Origin of the sequence: Rosenbergiella australiborealis, from assembly GCF_018494035.1 — a bacterium.
Lineage (GTDB): Bacteria > Pseudomonadota > Gammaproteobacteria > Enterobacterales > Enterobacteriaceae > Rosenbergiella > Rosenbergiella australiborealis.
In genome coordinates this window covers 26,460-51,134 of the sequence record NZ_JABBFO010000001.1, presented here as the reverse complement: position 1 = coordinate 51,134, position 24,675 = coordinate 26,460, and the positions used below count along the sequence as shown (strand labels likewise).

The window sequence follows — 24,675 nt, the reverse complement described above, 5'->3', positions numbered from 1 at the left end:
GTTTACACACTCCTCGTGCCTACCAAATCGGTCAGATAGTTCCCGGCAGGATAGCGGAAAGGCACTGGCCCATCGGCTTCTCCATCAACAAATTGTCGGACTTGTGGATCATCATTAGCACCTAATTCCGTAGGCGTTCCTTGCGCGATAATACGCTCACCTGCCACGATATAAGCATAGTCAGCAATACTTAAGACTTCGGGCACATCGTGCGAAACCACGATGCAACTCACCCCTAGAGCTTGGTTTAACTCATCAATTAATTTTACGAGTACGCTCATAGTAATCGGATCTTGCCCAACAAAAGGTTCATCAAACATAATTAAGTCAGGCTCAAGTGCAATGGCTCGGGCTAACGCCACGCGTCGTGCCATTCCCCCTGATAACTCTGCGGGCATCAGATTTTCGGCACCGCGTAAGCCGACAGCCTCAAGTTTCATCATGACCGTAGTATGTAACAATGCTTGGGGTAATTGTGTATGTTCCCGAAGCGGCCAAGCCACATTGTCATAGACGTTCAGATCGGTAAATAAGGCACCTGACTGGAATAACATGCTCATTCTCTTTCTGGCTTGGTAGAGCTTACGCCGAGATAAGGTCGGAATATTTTCGTTATGAAATAAAATTTCACCCGCATCGGGAATAAGCTGCCCGCCGATTAGCCGGAGTAACGTGGTTTTACCAATCCCCGACGGCCCCATAATCGCGGTCACTTTACCCCGGGGAACAGTTAGCGAAATATTGTCGAAAATTTTGCGGTTTCCACGTTTAAACGACATATTCCGAATTTCCACAATGGGAGTTTGTGACTGAACCATATCAACCTCATTTCATCGGTAATAGTGATTACGACTAGGATAATTTTAGTCTGGTGTGCGAATTCTACCGAAAGGAAAAGATTTTTTTTAATGAATTACGGCTTAAAATTCACTTTTTGGCAAAGTGTCTTCAAAGCGCCTCCTAACAACTCTCTATCCATTAGTCGCTATCGATGACGATTAACGTCGATCTCATCCACACAATTTATTGTTGGCTTAATATTACTCGCTTATGACTGCGATCGGTTAACCTTTAGCGCGGCTGTATTAAGTTCTATGATAGGAATATCACCCGCTTGATTAAGGGATTAGATGCGTCGTTACCCGAAATCATTCTCTCAGTCTCAATATCTCTACGCCATGTGCTGTCGTAGAGACTATGGACCACCATTTTCGAGGATGAGTGTGAGGTCACTCATTAACCCATTGGGACGGTGTAGTATTGTTGTTCATCGCCTTCCTCTACCTTTATGTTATGCTGCGACTATTACGCCCGACCACCTGACAAAAGAGCAGCTTTCCATATTACCCAATCAATAAATCTCGTTAACCGTTGCTTTATTATGGTTAGGTATTGCTTTGATTTTGCTGCCAGTCACAACAAGCATCATCTTGGATAATCTAGGGGTAGTCGGCCACTTTTTAGGTGTAAGTCAGCGCACATGAAGGCTACTATTTTTAGCGGTAGGCATTCTTTTACCTGCGTTAGCCATCATCTCTGGGGCTATTTCTGAAAAAACCGTTGATACCAATTTTTGGCTAGTATTTATCGCGCACGCACGATTAACTTTACTTTGTTTTAAACAAAATAGAATGAGTGGGCGTATCATAGGGATGATACTTCTTACTGGATTTTAAAGCGGGGCACTGCGGTTATGCTGCCCGCTAAAGCTAGATACGACATGCTAAAGGATAATACTATGCGTTTTCAGGCTGAAGCAAAAAACGTAAATTTTATTGAGGCGGGAAAAAAGGTCCTGCGTATAGAGCGCGAGTGCTTAAAGCAACTTGAACGCTTTATCAATCAAGACTTCACCACGGCATGCGAGATGATTTTTCGTTGTACCGGAAAAGTCGTCGTAATGGGCATGGGAAAATCAGGGCATATCGGTCGCAAAATAGCTGCGACCCTTGCCAGCACGGGAACGCCCGCTTTTTTTGTTCATCCTGGCGAAGCAAGCCACGGCGATTTGGGCATGATCGGTCGCAACGATATTGTCATTGCCATTTCAAATAGTGGTGAATCGCAAGAGATCCTGACTCTCATTCCCGTCATCAAACGCTTGGCAATTCCCCTAATTTGTATGACAGGAAGAGCGGAAAGTAGCATGGCCCGTGCCGCACAGGTCCATCTTTGTATTCAGGTTCCATTTGAAGCATGCCCACTTGGCCTTGCGCCGACGAGTAGCACCACGGCCACCTTAGTGATGGGCGATGCCCTCGCGGTTGCCCTACTTGAGGCGCGAGGATTTACACAAGAAGACTTCGCGCTGTCCCACCCAGGTGGCGCTTTAGGGCGGAAACTGCTGCTTCACGTGAGTGATATTATGCATGCAGGGGAAGAAGTGCCATGCGTTCTTGAAAGCGCCTCGCTGCGTGATGCATTATTTGAGATTACGCGGAAAAAAATGGGAATGACCGTCATTGCTAATGCTTCAGGAGAGATTTCCGGTATTTTTACCGATGGCGATTTACGTAGAGTCATCGATATGAATATCGATCTGCAAACAACACCCATTGCACAAGTGATGACGCCAGGCGGTATCCGCGTCGCTCCCCAGCAATTGGCTGTAGATGCCCTTAATCTTATGCAACAAAAAAACATTACTTCTCTGCTCGTTGAAGAGCAAGGGAAACTGATTGGCGTTGTACACTTACACGACATGCTTCGTGCTGGCGTCGTATAAACAGGACAGAATATTTAATGAATGCAGAAAGCCACTTTATCTCATGTTATGGCCCAATTGCCCATGATGTCATGCAGTGCGCGGCGAAGATAAAACTTCTCATCTGTGATGTAGATGGCGTAATGTCGGACGGCAATGTTTACCAAGGAAATTCCGGTGAAGAATTAAAAGCCTTCAACGTTCGAGATGGCTATGGAATTCGCTGCTTACTCACCAGCAATATCGAGGTAGCGATCATTACGGGACGTAAAGCGAAATTACTCGAAGATCGTTGCGCCACATTGGGAATAACACATTTATATCAAGGCCAGTCTAATAAACTGATCGCTTATCAGCAGCTATTGACCGACCTTCAATGTGCACCACATGAAGTGGCCTACATTGGTGATGACTTGATTGATTGGCCTGTAATGGAACAGGTTGGACTCAGTGTTGCTGTCGCAGATGCTCATCCACTCATCCAACAACGTGCAGACTATACAACGCGTATTGTAGGTGGACGAGGCGCGGTAAGAGAACTTTGTGATATTATCCTCATGGCACAAAATAAATTTGAACAAGCCGAAGGGTTATCACTATGAGTAATGCGCGTAAATGGATAACGGGACTTCTCGCTATAATTGCGTTAGCGCTAATCGGCTGGAATCTGACCTCATCACAGAATAAAAATGCCTCGACAGTCGTCAATGACCAATCACCTACCTATACCAGTGAAACGTCAAAAACGACTGTTTATAACCCGCAAGGCGCTTTAACGTATCGATTAGTTTCACAACAGGTTGAATATTTTGATACGCAACAGCTCACTTGGTTTACCCAACCGGTATTAACGACGTTCGATGATACGAAACGTGCAACTTGGGTATTAACCGCTGACAAAGCAAAATTAACGCAAGATAGAATGCTCTATCTTTATGGCCATGTTGTCATACAATCTCAACTTGCAGACTCGCGCTTACAACGCGTTACTACCGATACGGCGCAAGTTAACTTAGTGACTCAAGATGTCACATCGAACGATAGCGTGACGCTCAAGGGAATTGGCTTTGAGTCGAACGGAATGAAATTACGCGGTAATTTACGCGCCAAAACAGCCGAGTTGCTTGAAAAGGTAAATACTTCTTATGAAATTCAAAAATAAATCTTCATTAAATCTGCTTCTCGCAGGCGGTTTACTCGCACTGAGTCTCCCAGCCTTGGCCGTAACCGGTGACACGGATCAGCCCGTACATATTAATTCTATTAATCAGTCACTGGATATGGACGGTAACATCGCGACCTTTACCGGTAATGTCGTTATTACCCAAGGTACGATTAAAATTCAAGCGGATAAAGTCGTGGTTACTCGTCCTGGCGGCGACAATAAAAAAACATTAGTCGATGCCTACGGGAACCCTGCAACCTTCTATCAAATGCAAGATAATGGTAAACCGGTAAAAGGGAGTGCGAGTAAACTCCACTATGATTTAGCTGCCGATTCTGTCGAGTTGACCGGTAAAGCGCACGTCCAACAGTTAGATAGCAATATCAATGGTGATCGCATTACCTATTTGGTCAAAGCGCAAAAAATGCAGGCTTACAGTGACGGTCAAAATAAGCGCGTAACGACTGTTCTGATCCCATCCCAACTTCAGGATAAACCCTCCTCTACCCCTAAAACCCGAGGTCAATAAGCCCTATGGCAACGTTAATTGCACAAAACTTAGCGAAGTCCTATAAAGGCCGACAAGTGGTTGGCGATGTCAGTTTGAATGTAAAATCAGGCGAAATCGTCGGGCTACTAGGTCCTAATGGCGCCGGTAAAACGACGACCTTTTATATGGTTGTCGGTATCGTTCAGCGCGATGCAGGAAAAATTATTATCGATGAAGAAGATATTAGTTTACTGCCGCTACATGCCCGCGCTCGTCGTGGGATCGGTTATCTTCCACAAGAAGCCTCTATCTTCAGACGCTTAAGTGTTTATGATAACTTAATGGCCGTGCTGCAAATTCGTGATGACCTGAATAACGAACAACGCAAAGCCCGTGCCGACGAGTTACTGCAAGAGTTCCATATCGAGCATTTACGGAAAAGTTTAGGTCAATCCTTATCGGGGGGTGAACGGCGTCGCGTCGAAATTGCCCGAGCATTGGCGGCTAATCCTAAATTTATTTTATTGGATGAACCCTTTGCAGGTGTTGACCCGATCTCGGTGATTGATATAAAAAAGATTATCGAACATTTACGCGATAGCGGCTTGGGTGTCTTAATTACCGATCATAACGTAAGAGAAACACTCGCGGTCTGTGAACGTGCCTATATAGTAAGCCAAGGACAATTGATTGCTCACGGTACTCCAGAAGATATTTTGAAGGACGAGCAAGTAAAACGGGTATATCTAGGAGAGGAATTCCGACTGTAGTCTCAGGGCTGTTTTTTTTAATTTCTGGCAATTGGGTCTAAGATGATGAAACAAAGTCTGCAATTCAGACTCAGCCAACAGCTGGCGATGACACCTCAGTTGCAGCAAGCCATCCGCCTGCTGCAACTTTCTACTCTTGAGCTTCAACAAGAATTACAACTCGCGCTAGAGAGCAATCCGCTACTTGAACAAACGGATTCTCTCTCCGAGATCGACATGGTAGACGATGCAGAAAGTGCGTCGTTAGATACCCGCGAGGCGCTTGAGCAGCGTGACATGCCCGCAGAACTCCCGCTCGATACCGAGTGGGACTCCATTTATACCGCAGGGACTCCTTCGGGTACGGGGAATGATTATCACTATGATGAGCTCCCTGTTTATCAAGGTGAAACCACACAATCCCTGCAAGACTACCTGACTTGGCAAGCTGATCTTACGCCTTTTACGGAAAAAGATAGAGCTATTGCAGCGTCGATTATTGATGCGATCGATACCACAGGATATCTCACGATTCCTCTTGAGGATATTTTAGAAAGTCTGGGTAACGACGAATGTGACATTGACGAAGTGGAAGCGGTTCTTAAACGTATTCAGCATTTTGATCCGATCGGGGTAGGAGCACGAGATTTGCAAGAGAGCTTACAAACTCAGCTCTCGCAATTTTCTCCCGAAACCCCTTTCCTCAACGAAGCACGCCACATCATTAAGGAACACCTCGATCTGTTAGCCAATCACGATTTCCGAGGGTTAATGCGTGTAACACGCTTTAAAGAAGAAGTACTGAAAGCCGCGATGCAATTGATCCAGTCTCTTGATCCGCGTCCCGGACAATCGGTGAACACCGGTGAATCTGATTATGTGATACCCGACGTTTTGGTGAAGAAAATAGGTAAGAAATGGGAAGTTGATCTCAACTCAGACTGCTTACCTCGTTTAGGTATCAATCAGCATTATGCGTCAATGAGCAGTGGTGCAGTGAATGCAAGTGATTCCCAATTTATCCGTAGCCATCTGCAAGAGGCCCGTTGGTTAATCAAAAGTGTTGAAAGTCGTAATGATACCTTACTGAAAGTCTCGCGCTGTATTGTCGAGCAACAGCAAGCGTTCTTCGAGTTAGGCGAAGAACATATGCGTCCAATGGTACTTGCTGATATAGCCGAAGCGATAGAGATGCATGAATCAACGATTTCCCGTGTGACAACACAAAAATTTTTACATAGTCCACGCGGTATATTTGAGCTCAAATATTTCTTTTCGAGCCATGTCAATACAGAAAATGGTGGGGAGGCTTCATCCACGGCGATTAGAGCATTGGTTAAACGCTTTATTGCTGCGGAAAACCCGGCTAAACCACTCAGCGACAGTCGGTTAACAACATTACTGTCAGAACAAGGCATTATTGTGGCACGGCGTACAGTGGCAAAATATCGGGAATCATTAGCCATTCCACCGTCAAATCAGCGGAAACGACTCATGTAACGTTGATGTGTAACATCGATAAAAAGTGCATGATGATCTCAGCTATGTAAATTATTTGCCTGCATTAAGTGTTCTGTTACCATGCAGGCCAATTAATGATCATCATTAACCACGATGTCTGTGTCTGACTCATCGTCAAATTATCAGCAAGTGAGTACTATGAATAGCGACCTCCCTTTAGAACTAGGTAATGTGCTAACGCTCGATTGCACACGCAACAATATCGATTGTCAAAGTAAAAAAAGAGCGTTAGAGATAATTAGCGAAATCGCGGCGAGCCAGCTGAATCTGCCTCATCAACTCATTTTTGAAACGATCCTGAATCGTGAAAAAATGGGGAGTACCGGTATCGGAGGGGGTATAGCAATTCCTCATGGTAAACTTGAGCAAGATACCCTGCGTTCTGTGGGTGTCTTTATTAAACTTCAACACCCTATTGCTTTCGATGCTATCGACAATCAACCCGTTGATCTTCTTTTTGCACTTTTAGTCCCTGCGGGACAGAGCAAAATACATCGTCATACGCTATCGTTAATTGCCAAGCGACTCTCTAATAAAGCGATTTGTCGGCAATTGCGCCAAGCGGAAAGCGATGATGTGCTTTATCAGATTCTTATGGGTAACACTGATGATGAAGACTCATAGCCCTTAATCCAGATTTACTCGTAAAAGATTTACAGGAGAAAGAAATTCATGGCACTGATGATCGTCAGCGGTCGTTCCGGGTCGGGTAAATCGGTTGCATTACGTGCACTGGAAGATATGGGATTTTATTGCGTCGATAATTTACCTATTGAACTCTTACCTGAGCTCGCAGCAACCTTAGCAAAAAGAGAAATTTCGGCAGCCGTCAGTATTGATATCAGGAATATGCCTGAGTCGCCGCAATTATTCAAAGCGGTGTTTGATAAGCTCCAGTTGGCATTCTCACCTCAACTCCTTTTTTTTGATGCCAATACTAATACACTGATTCGCCGTTACAGTGATACTCGTCGATTACACCCATTGACTGCCCGGAATTTATCACTCGAAGATGCCATTCAACATGAGTCTGAACTCCTAGAACCGCTTCGCTCAAGAGCCGACCTAGTGATTGATACCTCCGAAATGTCAGTGCATGAGCTTGCAGAGATGTTACGGACACGACTGTCAGGAAAGCCAGAGCGCGAACTCACTATCGTGTTTGAATCATTTGGCTTCAAATATGGCCTGCCTGTAGATGCTGACTACGTATTTGATGTGCGATTCCTACCAAATCCGCATTGGGATGCCAAACTTCGCCCATTAACCGGTTTGGACCGTCCAGTCTGTCAATTTTTAGAACGCCATACAGACGTTCACCAGTTCATCTACCAAACGCGCAGCTACTTAGAATTGTGGCTGCCAATGCTGGAAAGAAATAATCGCAGTTACCTGACTGTTGCAATTGGTTGTACCGGCGGTAAACATCGCTCCGTTTATATTGCTGAGCAACTTGCCGACTATTTCGCCTCCCGAGGTAAAAATGTTCAACGCCGGCACCGTACTTTGGAAAAGAAAAACCATGACCGTTAAGCAAACCGTTTCAATACAAAATAAATTAGGCATGCACGCGCGGCCTGCTATGAAGTTATTTGAGTTGGTACAAAGTTTCGATGCTGAGGTATTACTCAGGAACGAAGCCGGGACTGAGGCTGAAGCAAACAGCGTCATCGCACTACTCATGTTGGATTCGGCAAAAGGCGGGAAGATAGAAGTTGAAGCCAGTGGCCCGCAAGAGCAAGAGGCTCTACAGGCCGTTGTCGAACTCTTTGCTTCAGGTTTCGACGAAGACTAAGTTCGCTGCGAGTACAAATGATGCTGCGTTAAAAATGCCTGGCCACCTAGCTGACGCATTTGACGCATAATCCATTGTTCGCGCATCTGTACATAACGTGAAGGGGTTTGAACTTTGTAGCGTAACGGTGAAGGCAGTACCGCCGCCAATAACGCTGCTTGCTCCTCTGTCAATTGACGAGCCGGCTTATGAAAATACGCTTGTGAAGCCGCTTCTACTCCAAATATTCCAGGCCCAAACTCTGCGACATTGAGGTAAATAGTTAAGATTCGCTTTTTACGCCAGATAGCTTCAATACCGAGCGTCATACCCGCTTCGATTGCCTTACGTACCCAACTTCGTCCGTCCCATAAAAACATATTCTTAGCCGTCTGTTGCGATAGCGTCGATGCGCCGCGTAGATGAGTTTCCCCTTGCTGCGTTAGCACCGTTTGTACCGCGCCAAAATCGATCCCCCAGTGTTCGGTAAATCGCTGATCTTCTGACGAAATAACGGCTAAAGGCATCCACGGTGAAATCTCATCCATACTGACCCAATCAGAATGGGCACGATAAGAAAAATTCCCTGAGGCCCAGGCCGTGATCTGTCTTTCAGCCATCACAGCGGAAAAAGGAACAGGAAGAAACGTCAAAAGTAGTACAACAACTAACCAGAGTCCGGTAACAGAGAGAAAGAGTCTGATTAGCCCTTTTTTTATCCGGCTCCACCCTGCTTTACGTTTAATTATCATACCCACTCTCGTTTAGCCATTCCGTTTGTAATTCCTAACTAATAATTATATGAGATTAAGTGATAATAGAGGATATATCTCTTAAAAAGATGACTTAACTGAACAGTGAGAAACGGTTCCAACTTACTGTAAACAATAAAATTTACTTGCCAGCACAGTCAATATACCTAAGTTTTTTTAGTTTAACGTAAATTATCATTCGCCAATAATTTTATCATTTGTTACACTCTTACTTAACATTAAATAAACATAGTGACAATTAACTGACTAACCATTGTGAAATTTCTATAGTACGTAATACTTTGGATAGAAAATTAAGGTATTTTCACAGAATTACATTTTGTTATTCTTTTATTCATTAGTTAAATCTATCGTTTTAATGTTTATAAGAGAAATAACCTTAAGAACTTTAGGTATTTACATGTGAAAATGGTTGCTCATAGTATATAACCCTTGATAATATAAGGTTATTAAGTATAAAGTCGATTTTAGTATCAGGACAATATAGGGTTTAACTAAGCGTTAAAGGTCTTTTTGTATTAAATGCATTACTAACGTTAATGTTTTATAGAAATCGGTACCATTTGTTTGCTACAGTAGACCTCGATATCCAATACCACTGAATAGCAGTACGATTACTATCAATAATTAATATGCTGTTCGGTTCTCTTTCCCTGGTGTTGGCGCAATCTTCGCGCACCCCGGTTTAACCGGGGTAATTTTTCTCCTAAGACTGACTTTTTAACCACGCTTTCAATACATCAATATCTTTTTGCCAGGCACAATGTAACTCGTCGACCCAATCTTGAACATTATCCCACCATGCCGGTAACTCTGGTGACTGGATCTTCTGTGCAATTTTTTGTATCTGTTTTAGCCCAATGGCTCCTGCCGCCCCTTTAATTTTATGTCCCTGTTCTGCAATCTCGGTTTGATCACGCGCCAACATGTTTGAATCAAGCACCTCAAGATAATCCGGCATCATTTTCTCGAACATGGCTATGCCATCGTGGATCAGTGATGGGCCAACTAAGCTTAAGTATTGCTCCAACATCTCGGTATCCAATCTGTCTGAAGACTGGGTAACCAAAGAGGAGGTGGATGATTGAGTGGGTGTAGAGCTAGGATCCCAAAACTGCTTGATGGTAGCGGTTAGCGCCGGTACAGACAGAGGCTTACTCAGCACACCATCTAAACCTGCATTAAGATACTCGCTTTTATCTTTTAAGACATTTGCAGTGAGGGCCACCAAAGGCGGAAGTTGTTGCGGGGTGTATCGCTGTTTTAACTGCCTCGCTACCTCTAGGCCGGTCATATCCGGTAATTGAATATCCAGCAGTACCATGTCATATTCATCGGGATCAAAAAGGTCTAGGGCTTCTTGTCCTGTCATGGCAACATCGATTGAACAACCTAGTTTTTCTAATACCGAACGGGCAACAATCACATTAAGCTCAATATCTTCGACTAGAAGGATATGAAGCACCGGTAATAGTCCCTCATCCTCATCCACAACGTCGGAAGCTAAAGACAGAATCTCAGGCGCAGACACATCAAGAGTGAAACATGCGCCACGATGCGGCTCACTCTCAACACGAATGCTCCCTCCCATTGCCTCGGCAATACGTGCAGAAACAGCAAGGCCAATCCCTGTCCCCGTCGCTGGCTTCCCACCCTGAGCATCTTCAACTTGATAATACATAGCGAAAATCTTGTCCTGTTCGGACTGCGGAATGCCTATACCCGAATCTTTCACTGCAAACGTCAAGTGTTGCGATTGGTAACTTACCCGGATTGAGACCTCTCCCTCCTTTGTAAACTTCACCGCGTTACTGATCAAGTTCCACAATATTTGTCTTAATCTCGTACCATCAGCAAGTACGGTTCGCGGTAACGGCTCTTCAACATGCATGATGAAAGTCAGGCCTTTCGGTTGCACCAGTAACCCAGCTAAGTTTTCGAGATCAGCAATAAAATCTGTAAAGTTAATCGGCTGACGGTCAAGCTTAATATTTTGACGTTCGATTTTATCCATCTCAATAACATCATTAAAAATGTTACCCAAAGTAATCGCCGATACATGGATAGTTTTGAGATAGTTAAGCTGATCGCCATCCAATTGGGTATCTAATAAGATACGGCTTAATCCGACAATGCCGTTTAGTGGAGTACGTAGCTCATGGCTGATCGTTGAGATAAAGGTCGTCTTATCGCGACTCGCATTTTCCAAAGCCTCTTGATAACGCTTACGCTCCGTAATATCGCGACCAAAGCCCATTAAGCCACTTCGTTTTCCAATGCGGTCATAATAGGGAACTTTACGTACTTCAAAACAGGCTTTCTTTCCGTCGGGATAATGTAACCATTGCTCGTAAGTGAGTGCGATATTGTGACGAAAAACCTTCTCATCAGTAGCTAATATTTTTTCTGCAGTATCAATATCATATACATCTTGTGGTCGTAAGCCGATTAACTGCTGTTCACTTTTCCCAGTTAATAACTCTAACGCTCGGTTACACCCCGAAAACTGGCGGTCAATATTACGATAAAAAACCAGATCTGGAGATGCATCTAAAAACGAACGTAAAAAGGAAGATTGTTGCTCCAATTCTATTTGTGCTTTAATCCGCCCTTCCATCTCCTCTTCGAGTTTTTGAATTGCACTTTCCCGTGCATGCTCCGCATTTTTACGCTCAGTGATCTCTTGATTAAGTTGAGTGATCGTCTGTTGCATCTGCTGATTAAGCTGTAAATCGCGATCACGCATTTCTTCTAATTTATCGACCAACTTCGCTAAACGCTGCCGAGACTCCTCCAATTGATCAACCACCACGGAGAGAAAATAAACGGCCCAAGGAGTGATAAGTAAACCAAAGAAGATTGATCGCACTACATCAATCGATTCAACATGGCCATGTAATAATAGGGTCACGGCCATTTGTACAATCATCGCCAGCACGACTAATGCTGATGCGAGCAGTAAAGAGAAGCGGACAAGGCCAAGTTTGACCATTAAATCAACGTAGTACTGCGCTAACAGGCGGATATGTTTCATAATCACTCCATCATCGAGGAGTCTACATGATAGCGTAAAAATAAAGCGGTAAGCAGCAGATTAACTTTTGAATTTAAATGTTAACTATTTGCATTTAAATTCATGTTATTTATCGATTCCGCACAATTTGTTCTGAAGGCGAAATAAAAAAAACCGCGATGGATAAAATAGTTAAAAAAAACATTTAAATGTCATTTACCACTATAAACCACTTCTATTTACCACTATAACAGAGCGTATAGCTATGTTTTGGCCTGCACCACAGTGATACAGATAACACAAATCCGTTGCACCATAACAATGCAAACCGATTAAAATAGACTAAAAATAGTTAATATTCATTATGATACATAAAAATAGTCAATGAAACATTTGTTACCTCCTTAATTTGACCTCGGTCATAATTCCCGATAAGTTGACACATAGCTGGTAGTAATCTGTGCGGCGTGCATTATCCCCGCCTATTTTATTCAGTAATTAAACGTTCCCTGCTGACTTTAAGGTCTTGGTATCCCTTAACCCCACAGGGCTAAAACGCGAATTTACGCTCCTAACCATTACCCTAGCCCATGCAGCGTTATCGGTAGCAAAGTGCTGGAAGAAAAGGGCCGCAGAGCCCGTGGAGGTTGACTCAATGTTGTATGATAAATCCTTTGAAAAGGCTAACTGTGGCTTTGGCCTGATTGCCCATATAGAAGGCGAACCCAGCCATAAAGTTGTCAGAACGGCAATTCATGGTCTCGCGCGGATGCAACACCGTGGTGCAATACTTGCTGATGGAAAAACGGGTGATGGATGTGGATTATTGCTACAAAAACCAGACCGCTTCTTTCGCTATATTGCTGAAACGCAAGGCTGGAGCCTTGCACGGAATTACAGCGTTGGAATGCTTTTTCTAAATAATGACCCGGAAAAAGCAGCCGTATCGCGTAAAATTATCGAAGAAGAAGTGTTACGTGAAACACTTTCCGTTGTCGGCTGGCGTGAAGTCCCGATTAATCGCGATGTCTTGGGTGAAATAGCCCTCTCTTCACTACCGGTAATTGAGCAAATTTTTATTAATGCACCGGCTGGTTGGCGCCCACGTGATATGGAACGACGCCTATATATGGCTCGTCGTCGTATCGAAAAGCGAGTGGAAGCCTTAGAGGATAGCGAATTTTACATCTGTAGCTTCTCTAACCAAGTGAATATTTATAAAGGCCTATGTATGCCTGCAGATCTGCCAAGATTCTATCTTGATTTGGCAGATTTACGTCTTGAGTCTTCTATCTGCCTATTTCACCAGCGTTTTTCAACCAATACTGTGCCACGCTGGCCACTCGCGCAGCCCTTCCGCTATATGGCACATAATGGTGAAATTAATACCATTGCCGGTAACCGCCAATGGGCAAGAGCACGCGCCTATAAGTTTAATACCCCGCTGATCCCTGATTTGCAGACGGTCGCCCCGTTCGTCAATGAAACCGGCTCTGACTCAAGTTCTATGGATAATATGCTGGAGCTGTTTTTGAATGGCGGAATGGACTTAGTTCGTGCAATGCGCTTACTTGTGCCACCTGCTTGGCAAAATAATCCTGATATGGACCCAGACCTACGCGCCTTCTTTGATTTCAACTCCATGCATATGGAGCCTTGGGATGGCCCTGCAGGTATCGTGATGTCTGACGGACGGTATGCCGCCTGTAACCTTGATCGTAATGGCCTACGACCTGCGCGCTACGTTATCACCAAAGATAAGTTAATTACTTGTGCGTCGGAAGTGGGTATTTGGGATTATCAACCGGATGAAGTCGTCGAAAAAGGTCGAGTAGGGCCTGGTGAATTAATGGTTATCGATACGCGTAATGGCCGTATTTTACATTCCGCTGAAACAGATAATGACCTAAAAAGCCGTCATCCTTATAAAACGTGGATGGAAAAAAACGTTAAGCGTTTAGTTCCTTTTGAAGATCTCCCTGACGATCGCGTAGGCAGTCGTCAACTCGATGATACAGAGCTTGCGACATGGCATAAGCAATTCGGCTATAGCAGCGAAGAGTTAGACACCGTTATTCGCGTACTCGGCGAAAATGGTCAAGAGGCCGTCGGCTCAATGGGTGATGATACCCCCTTCGCCGTACTGAGTAGCCGCCCGCGTATCATTTATGACTATTTTCGTCAGCAATTTGCACAAGTCACTAACCCCCCTATCGATCCATTACGTGAAAATCATGTAATGTCGTTGGCAACCTGTATTGGTCAAGAGATGAACGTCTTTTGTGAAGCAGAAGGGCAAGCTCACCGTGTGAGTTTCAAGTCCCCGATCTTACTTTACTCAGACTTCTCACAGCTAACGCAGTTAGACAGTCAATACTATCGTGCAGATACCCTAGATTGTACCTTTAACCCCGCTGAAGAACATTTGGAGGCAGCGATCCATCGTCTCAATGATCAAGCAGAGAAAATGGTTCGTGAAGGTACCGTCTTACTTGTGCTCTCTGACCGGCATATCTCAGCAGAGAGACTTCCTGTTCCAGCGCCGATGATCGTCGGTGCCGTACAAGCACGCTTAGTCGAAAAAAGTCTACGCTGTGATGCGAACATTATTGTCGAGACTGCTTCGGCCCGAGATCCTCACCACTTTGCTGTTCTACTTGGTTTTGGTGCAACGGCTATTTACCCGTGGTTAGCATATGAAACCTTAGCGAAAATGGCTGATAGCGGAGTTATCGACCATGATTACCGTAAAGCGATGTTGAATTACCGTAATGGGATCAACAAAGGCTTATATAAAATCATGTCGAAAATGGGAATTTCAACGGTCGCCTCCTACCGTTGCTCAAAACTGTTTGAAGCCGTCGGACTGCATACCGATATTACAAAACTCTGCTTCCAGAATGTGACCAGCCGTATTGGTGGCGCTAATTTCAGCGACTTCGAGCAAGACTTAGTGAATCTTGCTAAACGAGCATGGTTAGCGCGTAAGCCACTCGAACAAGGTGGATTATTAAAATACGTCCACGGTGGAGAATATCACGCGTATAACCCCGATATCGTCAATACCCTGCAAAAAGCCGTAGAGAGCGGTGACTATGCTGATTACCTAAACTATGCCCAACATGTCAATAATCGCCCCACTGCGACTTTGCGTGACCTACTGGCCTTAAAATCCAGTGACAAGGTGATTAGTATCGACGATGTTGAACCTGCAACGGCGCTATTTAAACGTTTCGATACCGCAGCCATGTCAATTGGTGCATTAAGTCCCGAAGCGCATGAAGCCTTAGCTGAAGCAATGAACAGTATTGGCGGATTCTCCAACTCAGGAGAAGGTGGTGAAGATCCTGCGCGCTACGGGACCAATAAAGTGTCGCGAATCAAGCAAGTAGCCTCTGGCCGTTTTGGTGTTACACCCGCTTATTTAGTTAACGCCGATGTAATTCAAATTAAAGTGGCACAAGGCGCTAAACCAGGTGAAGGTGGACAGCTACCAGGGGATAAAGTCACCCCTTACATTGCACGTTTACGCTATTCGGTACCCGGCGTCACACTTATTTCGCCGCCACCGCATCACGATATTTATTCAATCGAGGATTTAGCCCAGCTTATTTTTGACCTCAAACAAGTCAATCCGAAGGCATTAATCTCAGTAAAACTGGTTTCCGAGCCAGGTGTAGGCACTATTGCTACCGGTGTAGCTAAGGCCTATGCCGATTTAATTACCGTGGCTGGCTACGATGGCGGTACCGGTGCAAGTCCATTGACCTCCGTGAAATATGCCGGTTGTCCGTGGGAACTTGGTTTAGTGGAAACACAGCAAGCCCTCGTTGCCAATGGACTACGTCATAAAATCCGTTTACAAATTGATGGCGGACTAAAAACCGGCCTCGATATTATCAAAGCGGCGATTCTCGGCGCAGAGAGTTTTGGGTTTGGAACTGGGCCAATGGTCGCACTAGGCTGTAAATACTTACGTATTTGTCACCTCAATAACTGTGCAACAGGCGTTGCTACACAAGACGAGAAGTTGCGTAAGAATCATTACCACGGGTTACCCTTTAAAGTGACTAATTACTTTGAGTTTATAGCTCGGGAAACACGTGAAATCATGGCCTCTTTGGGTGTCAGTCGGTTAACCGATTTGATCGGTCGTACGGATTTGCTCACTACATTAGAAGGCTTTACTGCCAAACAACAAAAGTTGACGCTCGGATCACTGCTTGAAACGGCGACACCTGTGCCAGGTAAGGCTCTGTATTGCACAGAGTCCAACCCTCCTTTTGATAAAGGAACACTAAATAAAGCGCTGTTAGAACAAGCTCTTCCGTATATTGAAGCAAAACAAAGTAAACATCTCTACTTTGATGTGAAAAATACGGATCGTTCAATCGGTGCTACCTTATCCGGTGCTATCGCACAACGCTACGGTGACCAAGGCTTGGCGGCGGATCCAATTCAGGTTCATCTGAACGGAACAGCCGGACAAAGTTTCGGGGTGTGGAATGCAGGTGGATTAGAGATGATTTTAACCGGCGATGCCAACGACTATGTCGGAAAAGGGATGGCAGGTGGATTACTCGCTATCCGTCCCCCAATCGGCTCTGCGTTCCGTAGCCATGAAGCAACCATCGCCGGAAATACCTGCTTATATGGCGCAACGGGTGGGAAACTCTTTGCCGCTGGCCGCGCAGGAGAACGTTTTGCCGTGCGTAACTCAGGAGCGATCACCGTTGTTGAAGGAATTGGCGATAACGGCTGTGAATACATGACGGGAGGAGTTGTCTGTATTATTGGCCGAACAGGCGTCAACTTTGGTGCTGGCATGACAGGCGGATTTGCTTACGTATTAGATGAAGATGGCGAATTCCGTAAACGTGTTAACGCTGAACTTGTCGAAGTGCTCGACGTTGCATCGCTCCCTATTCACGAAGAGCATTTGCGCGGGTTGATTACCGAGCATGTGCAATATACACAGTCAAGCCGTGGCGAGGAGATCCTTGCACATTGGTCAAACTGGGCAGAAAAATTTATGCTGATCAAACCAAAGTCGAGTGATGTAAAAGCATTACTGGGACACCGTAGCCGGTCAGCGGCAGAACTTCGGGTTCAGGCGCAGTAAGGAGCAAAGATGAGCCAAAATGTTTATCAGTTTATTGACTTACAGCGCGTTGATCCGCCAAAGAAACCGCTGCAACTCCGTAAAATTGAATTTGTTGAAATTTACGAGCCCTTCTCAGAAGGGCAAGTTAAAGCACAAGCCGATCGCTGTTTAGATTGTGGTAATCCCTATTGTGAATGGAAATGTCCTGTTCATAACTACATTCCAAACTGGCTAAAATTAGCGAATGAAGGGCGCATTATCGAAGCGGCAGAGCTGTCGCACCAAACCAACAGCTTACCCGAGGTGTGTGGCCGAGTTTGCCCGCAGGACCGCTTATGTGAAGGCTCCTGTACGCTCAATAACGATTTCGGTGCAGTCACTATCGGCAACATTGAGCGCTATATCAATGATAAAGCGATGGAGATGGGCTGGCGCCCTGATATGTCACAGGTTAAGTCAGTCAATAAACGTGTGGCCGTCATTGGCGCAGGTCCAGCAGGCTTAGCGTGTGCTGATGTCTTAACCCGTAACGGCGTTAAGGTTACAGTCTTTGATCGCCACCCAGAAATTGGCGGATTACTCACCTTTGGTATTCCCTCATTCAAATTAGAAAAAGAGGTGATGATCAAGCGTCGTGAGTTATTTGAAGGAATGGGTATTGAGTTTCGCCTGAACGTTGAAGTCGGCCAAGATATTGCTATGCAAACTCTGCTTGATGAATACGACTCCGTTTTCCTTGGCGTGGGCACTTACCAATCAATGCGTGGTGGATTTAACAATGAAGATGCAAAAGGCGTTTACGATGCCTTACCATTCTTGATTGCCAACACACGTAAAACGATGGGATTTGAAGCACTGGCAGAGCAACCTTACCTGGATATGCAAGGTAAACGTGTTGTGGTACTCGGCGGTGGTGATACCGCGATGGACTGTGTTAGAACCTCGATTCGCCAAGGTGCGACCAACGTTATCTGTGCCTATCGTCGTGATGAGGCCAATATGCCGGGCTCTCGCCGTGAAGTGAAAAATGCTCGTGAAGAAGGCGTAGATTTCCAATTCAATCTACAACCACTAGGGATTGAAATTGACGGTAATGGTCACGTTGTGGGTGTCAAAATGGTGCGTACAGAAATGGGACCTGCCGATGCAGCGGGTCGCCAACAAGCGCAACCAGTGGCGGGTTCCGAGCATGTTATCCCTGCGGACGCAGTGATTCTTGCATTCGGTTTCCGTCCACACAGTATGCCGTGGCTAGCTGAGTATAATGTTGAACTTGATGCCACCGGACGTATTGTCGCCCCAGAAACTGCAGATAATCCTTTTCAAACTAGCCACCCTAAAATCTTTGCAGGGGGTGATGCAGTAAGAGGATCCGATCTGGTCGTTACGGCGATTGCGGAAGGGAGAAAAGCTGCAGAAGGTATATTGGACTACCTTGAAGTCTAGAATATTGGGTTAACAAGACAAAATTCCCGGAATACATCATGCCAATCAGTCAATGCTGATTGGCATTTTTCGTTTTATCTTGGGCGATTTTGAAGCGCTTTCATTTTATCGCTAACCTCATGGTTGTAATGCCTACCCTCTAGGATAGTCCTTGCTGTAATACCATCAATCCTATAAGTCATACTTAAAGAGAATATCGTTAGCTGAACTGAAAGGTTAAGGTGGGGTTCACGTGCAAAAAATTTGCAAAAAAAATCCGGACACAGAACCTGTACCGGATTTTCTTAAAGTAAGCCGATCGTTAAGTAACCGGTCTTATGCTGAATACGTACTATTTTTTAAAACTGAGATTATTTAACAACTCGTAATGACGGACGACTACCCTTAGGCGGTGGATTATCGTCATTATCCTCATCCGAGGTTACTGCATCGCCATCAATGACTGACATCTTTGGCTCAGTAGAGACAGAGGAATCAGTATCTGCCATTATCTCAATATCGTCATATTGTGGCTCAGGCTCAAACATGGTTCCTGCCCCATTTTCACGTGCGTAGAGCGCCATCACAGCCGCTAAAGGAACGAAAACCTGACGAGGAACACCACCGAATCGCGCATTAAAGCTTACAAATTCATTACCGAGTTCCAAATTACCCACCGCACGCGGAGCAATATTGAGGACAATTTGCCCATCACGAGCGAATTCTAATGGAACCTCTACACCAGGCAAATTAATGTCCACCACTAAATGTGGCGTTAACTCGTTATCCAGCAACCAATCGTAGAATGCACGCAGTAAGTAAGGGCGACGTGCTGTTAAATTCGTCATTTCCATAAAGTCTCAGCCTCGGTTAGAGACGCATCTCACGCTCAGCTTCCGTGAGAGAAGCGAGAAACGAATCACGTTCAAACACACGATTCATATAACCTTTAAGATCTTTAGATCCCGCACCAGTTAAGTCAACACCTAACGAAGGTAAGCGCCACAGCAATGGTGCTAAGTAACAATCAACTAAGCTAAACTCTTCACTTAAGAAGTACGGGGTACGAGCAAATAGTGGCGCGATAGCTAACAATTGCTCACGCAGTTGTTTGCGCGCCGAATCTGCTTCTTCGCTATTACCTTGCTCAATTTTAAACAGCAGGCTGTACCAGTCCTGTTCAATACGATGCATCATTAAACGGCTTTCACCGCGCGCAACAGGATAGACTGGCATCAACGGGGGATGAGGAAAACGCTCATCCAAATATTCCATAATGATTTGCGACTGATATAACGTCAGCTCACGGTCCACTAAAGTTGGAACGGTGCAATACGGATTAAGATCGATCAAGTCTTGTGGAAGATTTGACTTATCCACCTGTTCAATTTCTACACTTACACCTTTCTCAGCCAGCACGATACGTACCTGATGGCTATAGATATCAGTGGGTCCAGAAAACAGTGTCATTACCGAACGTTTGTTGGCAGCGACAGCCATGAAAACCTCCACATATACTTATAAGAACCGCGATAAACCATCTCAATAACCGATGGCAGATAATAGACCATAAACTGCGCGATAGTTTACCAGAAATTGCAGCCTTTGTGGGCAACCTTTCAATCTGGGCGCTAATTTTGATCATTAAGGTGTTCGAGGTAAGAAAAAAGCAGTATTAAGACAATAAAAAACCCGCCGAAGCGGGTTTTTTCGTAAAAACATTGCTGCAAAGCAGCCATGAATTAACGCTTAGAGAACTGTGGACGACGACGTGCTTTACGCAGACCGACTTTCTTACGTTCAACTTCACGCGCATCACGAGTAACAAAGCCCGCTTTACGTAGTTCAGAACGCAGAGATTCGTCGTATTCCATCAGAGCGCGAGTGATACCGTGACGGATCGCTCCTGCTTGACCAGAAATACCACCACCTTTAACAGTGATGTACAGATCTAATTTACCAATCAAATCAACCAATTCCAGCGGTTGACGCACGACCATACGTGCAGTCTCACGACCGAAATATTGCTCTAAAGAGCGTTGGTTAATTACGATGTTTCCACTACCCGGCTTAATAAAGACGCGTGCGGAAGAGCTTTTGCGGCGACCTGTGCCGTAGTTTTGAGTTTCAGCCATTGCCATTGATCCCGATTAAATGTCCAGAACTTGCGGTTGCTGTGCCGCATGGTTGTGCTCGTTGCCCGCGTAAACTTTCAGTTTACGGAACATTGCACGGCCCAGAGGGCCTTTCGGCAGCATGCCTTTTACCGCGGTTTCAATGACACGCTCAGGAGCACGAGCAATCATTTCTTCAAAGGTCGCTTGCTTGATACCACCGATGTGACCAGTGTGGCGATAGTAGATCTTGTCGCTACGTTTGTTGCCGGTTACAGCAACTTTCTCAGCGTTAAGAACGATGATGTAATCACCAGTATCTACGTGCGGAGTGTATTCCGCTTTATGTTTACCACGCAGACGACGAGCCAGTTCAGTCGCTAAACGACCTAAGGTTTTGTCAGTTGCGTCAACAACATACCAGTCGCGTTTGACGGTTTCTGGTTTAGCTGTAAAAGTTTTCATCTAAAAGCTTACCCAAATATAAGTTACACGTTGGTGAAATCCCAAACGCTATTAACGGTTGAGGCTCACACGACCATTTTGCCAGTAAGCCTACCCCTTCGGATAGAACTACCGGAACACAAAGGTTTTTGGGAATAAAACCATTTGTTGTAACGTGGGGTCGCAAGATTATAAAGAAGTCGACATCAAAAATCGACCTCTTTTATCATTAATTCGCAACTCCACGCGGTTTTCTGCCTTACGGCAAATGAGGAAGGCGCAAATACTCTTCGCTTTGCATCTCCTGAAGACGAGATAAGCAGCGCTGGTATTCAAATTTCAATTGATTACCTTGATAGATATCTTCCAACGCCACTTCCGCAGAAACGACGAGTTTAACATGTCTTTCATAGAATTCATCTATCATTGCAAGAAATCGTCTTGCCTGGTCTTCCGTTTGGCTAGTAAGCTGCGGAACATCAAGTAATAAAACCGTATGAAACTGCTGTGATAATGCTATGTAATCATGTTGACTGCGGTTCTCACCACATAAAACGGTAAAGCGGATGGCTAATACCCCTTGCGCAACATGTACCGTATTCATGGGCCGATGGTTAATTTCTAATACCGGCGCGGATGCATTGGAAAAATCATAGCCTGAGAGTGTTTTAAAGAGCGAGGCAATCGCCTGAACCGTCTCATCATTTAGGGGTGACTTCCATAAATGAGCGGAGGTAAGCGCACGTAAACGGTAATCGATACCTGCATCCACATTCATCACTTGGCAATGTTGTTTAATCTGCTCAATCGCAGGCAAAAATCGTGCTCGCTGCAATCCATTACGATAGAGTTCATCCGGGGGAATATTGGAGGTTGCGACCAACGTGATCCCGCGATCGAACAGAGCTTCCATCAATGTACCAAGTAGCATTGCATCGGTGATGTCAGAGACAAAAAACTCATCAAAACAGAGTAGGTCTGTCTGCTCACGAAAACGATCAGCAATAATCAGTAACGGATCACTATGACCTTGTAATTGGCTTAACTCTTCATGTACTCGTAACATAAAACGGTGAAAATGCAGGCGTAACTTTCGCTCTCCTGGAACAGATTGATAGAACAGATCCATGATCCATGTTTTACCGCGACCCACTCCACCCCACATATAGAGCCCCTGTACCGGAGACTGTTGTGTGTCTGTATCACGATGAAACAGCGATGAAAAACGCCCCAACAATCCTTTTTTAGGGCTGGATGAGGAGGCGCCTTGTTGACGTGAGACTAACGCTTGCTGAAGCCGATCAAGTTCTGTAACTGCGGCTTTTTGTACCTCATCAGGCCGATACTCACCCTGTTCGAGGGCTTGTTGATAACGAGCAAGTGGAGAAATGGTTTGCATAGTAGACACCGTTTAGAAAATCGAAGACGACAATTACAACCTTGAAAATCGCTATACAGTACGCCAGGTTAACGGAGGATTCCACATCCTGAGCATTAAGAGGTATAGTGAGATAAACTATCTTCGACGAGCCTCTTACATAAAATAGGTAATTGTTTGCCTCGTCCTCTTAGAACAACGGATATTATGGGAGTCATTATGACCTGGGAATATGGGCTGATTGGATTAGTTGTTGGTGTGATTGTCGGTGTTGTCATCACACGTTTCGGTAGTCGCAAACTGCGTGATCAGCACGCTTTGCAATACGAATTAGAAAAAACCAAAGATGAACTCAAAGAGTTTAAGCAAGAGCTTAATGGACACTTTGTTCGCAGTGCTGAGTTGCTCGAAAATATGTCACAAAATTACCAAGAGCTTTACCAACATATGTCGAGTACAACGAAAGTTCTTCTCCCTGAACAAACAGCACAAAGTAATCCATTTGTCTGGCAGCAAACGTCGGCAACCCATCAAACCGATGAATCTTTAGCCGAAATGCCTCGAGATTATTCTGAAAAATCATCGGGCTTACTGAGAAGCACCACCACAGATAAATAAGGGTAGAGGGTCAATGATGAGAAAAAATCGTACGCCTTTAGCGCTAGCTATCGCGCTCAGTATGGCGCTTGGTATGGCATACCTTCCTGCTTCCTATGCAAATTTACCTGCACAAGTAGGCGACCAACCCTTGCCTTCACTTGCCCCAATGCTCGCTAAAACACTGCCTTCCGTTGTCAGTGTACAAGTCAGTGGTACTACGACCGCGAATCAAGACACGCAGATCCCTGACCCGCTTAAACCTTTTCTGGGGCAAAACCCGCAAGCACAGCAACCTACCCCTTTTCAAGGGCTGGGGTCAGGGGTCATTATTGATGCCAAAAATGGCTATATTCTCACCAATAATCACGTTATTAACGGTGCGGATAAGATCACAGTGCAATTGGCTGATGGTAATGAATATCCTGCACGCTTAGTGGGTCATGATAGCCAAACGGATATTGCCCTACTGCAAGTTAAAAATGCGAAGAATTTAGTACAAATTAACGTGGCAGATTCAGATGCTATACAAGTAGGCGATTTTGCGGTGGCAATTGGTAATCCCTACGGCTTAGGACAAACGGCTACATCGGGAATTATTTCCGCTCTTGGCCGCAGTGGCTTAAATATTGAAGGACTTGAAAACTTCATTCAAACGGATGCTGCCATTAACCGCGGAAACTCGGGCGGTGCCTTGGTGAATCTAAAGGGGCAACTTATTGGTATCAATACTGCTATCCTTGCCGCTAGCGGGGGTAACATTGGTATTGGCTTTGCTATCCCGTCCAATATGGCAATGAATCTGGCCCAACAGTTAATCAAAAACGGAAAAGTGACCCGTGGACAGTTAGGACTAAAAGGCACCGAGATGTCATCCGATATGGCAAAAGCCTTCCATGTCGATGTCCAACGCGGCGCATTTGTTGCTGAAGTGCTTCCAAACTCCGCAGCGGCGAAAGCAGGCATTAAAGCTGGGGATATTATAACCGGCCTAAACGGCAAACCTATCAGTAGCTTTGCTGAGTTACGTGTCAAAGTCAGCACAAGCGCCCCTGGGGACAAAGTCACATTGACGTTATTGCGCGATGGTAAAACGATTAATGCTGAGGTCACACTGGAGCAAAGTACGCCAAGTGCTGCACCAACAACCATTGATCTGCCTGCCTTACAAGGTGCACAGTTTAGTGATGGCACAACACTAGATAAAGCTAAAGGGGTTAAAGTCGATAGTGTTACCCCTTCAAGCCCAGCACAACAGATTGGTTTACATACTGGCGATGTTATTACGGCCATTAACCGTCAACGTGTAGAGTCGCTTGATGCCATGAACAAAATATTAGCAACCAAGCCTCCGGTTATTGCTATGAGCGTTATACGCGGTAAAGATAATCTTTTCTTATTACTGCGCTAATACTAATAAGGAT

The 24,675-nt window shown here is 45.0% G+C and carries 21 protein-coding genes; 13 read left to right on the top strand and 8 right to left on the bottom strand.

The genetic code is table 11. The annotated features are described in order from the left end of the window. Positions 1–2: 2 nt before the first annotated feature. Positions 3–818 (bottom strand): phospholipid ABC transporter ATP-binding protein MlaF, encoded by an 816-nt coding sequence (gene mlaF, locus HGT73_RS00230; RefSeq protein ID WP_214211583.1) that lies wholly within the window; start codon positions 816–818, stop codon positions 3–5. Between the two features lie 920 nt (positions 819–1,738). On the opposite strand from mlaF, the gene kdsD reads away from it, so the two are divergent. The 9 genes from kdsD to npr all read left to right on the top strand — a co-directional run bounded on the left by kdsD (position 1,739) and on the right by npr (position 8,424). Next, positions 1,739–2,725, top strand: a complete 987-nt coding sequence (gene kdsD, locus HGT73_RS00225) for an arabinose-5-phosphate isomerase KdsD (RefSeq protein WP_214211581.1) — start codon at positions 1,739–1,741, stop codon at positions 2,723–2,725. Positions 2,726–2,742: 17 nt separating this feature from the next. After that, positions 2,743–3,306 carry a 3-deoxy-manno-octulosonate-8-phosphatase KdsC gene (gene kdsC, locus HGT73_RS00220; RefSeq protein ID WP_214211580.1) on the top strand — a complete coding sequence of 188 codons (564 nt, stop codon included), beginning with the start codon at positions 2,743–2,745 and terminating at the stop codon, positions 3,304–3,306. Further along, complete coding sequence (gene lptC, locus HGT73_RS00215) at positions 3,303–3,866, top strand: LPS export ABC transporter periplasmic protein LptC (protein ID WP_214211578.1); 564 nt, start codon at positions 3,303–3,305, stop codon at positions 3,864–3,866. The genes kdsC and lptC overlap by 4 nt, the downstream gene beginning before the upstream one ends. Next, a complete protein-coding gene (lptA, locus tag HGT73_RS00210; protein WP_214211577.1) occupies positions 3,850–4,398 on the top strand; it encodes a lipopolysaccharide ABC transporter substrate-binding protein LptA in 549 nt (182 codons plus the stop codon). Before lptC ends, lptA begins: the two co-directional genes overlap by 17 nt. A gap of 5 nt (positions 4,399–4,403) precedes the next feature. Next, positions 4,404–5,129, top strand: coding sequence for an LPS export ABC transporter ATP-binding protein (gene lptB / locus HGT73_RS00205; protein WP_214211575.1), 726 nt, complete (start codon positions 4,404–4,406; stop codon positions 5,127–5,129). Between the two features lie 45 nt (positions 5,130–5,174). Further along, a complete protein-coding gene (gene rpoN, locus HGT73_RS00200) occupies positions 5,175–6,608 on the top strand; it encodes an RNA polymerase factor sigma-54 (RefSeq protein ID WP_214212072.1) in 1,434 nt (477 codons plus the stop codon). Between the two features lie 159 nt (positions 6,609–6,767). Further along, positions 6,768–7,253: a PTS IIA-like nitrogen regulatory protein PtsN gene (gene ptsN, locus HGT73_RS00195; protein WP_214211573.1), complete on the top strand. Its 486-nt coding sequence runs from the start codon at positions 6,768–6,770 to the stop codon at positions 7,251–7,253. 48 nt (positions 7,254–7,301) lie between these two features. Further along, entirely contained in the window at positions 7,302–8,162 is an 861-nt protein-coding gene (gene rapZ, locus HGT73_RS00190; RefSeq protein ID WP_214211572.1) for an RNase adapter RapZ, read from the top strand. Next, entirely contained in the window at positions 8,152–8,424 is a 273-nt protein-coding gene (gene npr / locus HGT73_RS00185) for a PTS phosphocarrier protein NPr (RefSeq protein WP_214211571.1), read from the top strand. Before rapZ ends, npr begins: the two co-directional genes overlap by 11 nt. Here npr and mtgA read toward each other — a convergent pair. After that, a complete protein-coding gene (gene mtgA, locus HGT73_RS00180; RefSeq protein ID WP_214211569.1) occupies positions 8,421–9,155 on the bottom strand; it encodes a monofunctional biosynthetic peptidoglycan transglycosylase in 735 nt (244 codons plus the stop codon). The two genes, npr and mtgA, sit on opposite strands and share 4 nt — an antisense overlap. A gap of 727 nt (positions 9,156–9,882) precedes the next feature. Further along, positions 9,883–12,210: an aerobic respiration two-component sensor histidine kinase ArcB gene (gene arcB, locus HGT73_RS00175; protein WP_214211568.1), complete on the bottom strand. Its 2,328-nt coding sequence runs from the start codon at positions 12,208–12,210 to the stop codon at positions 9,883–9,885. A gap of 634 nt (positions 12,211–12,844) precedes the next feature. Here arcB and gltB point away from each other — a divergent pair. Then, entirely contained in the window at positions 12,845–17,311 is a 4,467-nt protein-coding gene (gene gltB, locus HGT73_RS00170) for a glutamate synthase large subunit (protein ID WP_214211566.1), read from the top strand. A 9-nt stretch (positions 17,312–17,320) separates the two neighbouring features. Next, entirely contained in the window at positions 17,321–18,739 is a 1,419-nt protein-coding gene (locus HGT73_RS00165; RefSeq protein ID WP_214211564.1) for a glutamate synthase small subunit, read from the top strand. A 350-nt stretch (positions 18,740–19,089) separates the two neighbouring features. Here HGT73_RS00165 and sspB read toward each other — a convergent pair whose 3' ends face one another. The 5 genes from sspB to zapE all read right to left on the bottom strand — a co-directional run bounded on the left by sspB (position 19,090) and on the right by zapE (position 22,675). Beyond that, positions 19,090–19,572, bottom strand: a complete 483-nt coding sequence (gene sspB / locus HGT73_RS00160) for a ClpXP protease specificity-enhancing factor (RefSeq protein WP_214211562.1) — start codon at positions 19,570–19,572, stop codon at positions 19,090–19,092. A gap of 16 nt (positions 19,573–19,588) precedes the next feature. Then, positions 19,589–20,218 carry a stringent starvation protein SspA gene (gene sspA, locus HGT73_RS00155; protein WP_214211561.1) on the bottom strand — a complete coding sequence of 210 codons (630 nt, stop codon included), beginning with the start codon at positions 20,216–20,218 and terminating at the stop codon, positions 19,589–19,591. 242 nt (positions 20,219–20,460) lie between these two features. Continuing rightward, positions 20,461–20,853, bottom strand: a complete 393-nt coding sequence (rpsI, locus tag HGT73_RS00150; protein ID WP_048911352.1) for a 30S ribosomal protein S9 — start codon at positions 20,851–20,853, stop codon at positions 20,461–20,463. Between the two features lie 15 nt (positions 20,854–20,868). Continuing rightward, entirely contained in the window at positions 20,869–21,297 is a 429-nt protein-coding gene (rplM, locus tag HGT73_RS00145; protein WP_214211559.1) for a 50S ribosomal protein L13, read from the bottom strand. Between the two features lie 238 nt (positions 21,298–21,535). After that, positions 21,536–22,675: a cell division protein ZapE gene (zapE, locus tag HGT73_RS00140; RefSeq protein ID WP_214211558.1), complete on the bottom strand. Its 1,140-nt coding sequence runs from the start codon at positions 22,673–22,675 to the stop codon at positions 21,536–21,538. A gap of 198 nt (positions 22,676–22,873) precedes the next feature. Between zapE and zapG the strand changes: the two genes are divergently transcribed. Both zapG and HGT73_RS00130 read left to right on the top strand, forming a co-directional pair. Further along, positions 22,874–23,272: a Z-ring associated protein ZapG gene (zapG, locus tag HGT73_RS00135; RefSeq protein WP_214211557.1), complete on the top strand. Its 399-nt coding sequence runs from the start codon at positions 22,874–22,876 to the stop codon at positions 23,270–23,272. Positions 23,273–23,288: 16 nt separating this feature from the next. Beyond that, complete coding sequence (locus HGT73_RS00130) at positions 23,289–24,662, top strand: Do family serine endopeptidase (protein ID WP_407073131.1); 1,374 nt, start codon at positions 23,289–23,291, stop codon at positions 24,660–24,662. The last annotated feature ends 13 nt before the right edge of the window (positions 24,663–24,675 follow it).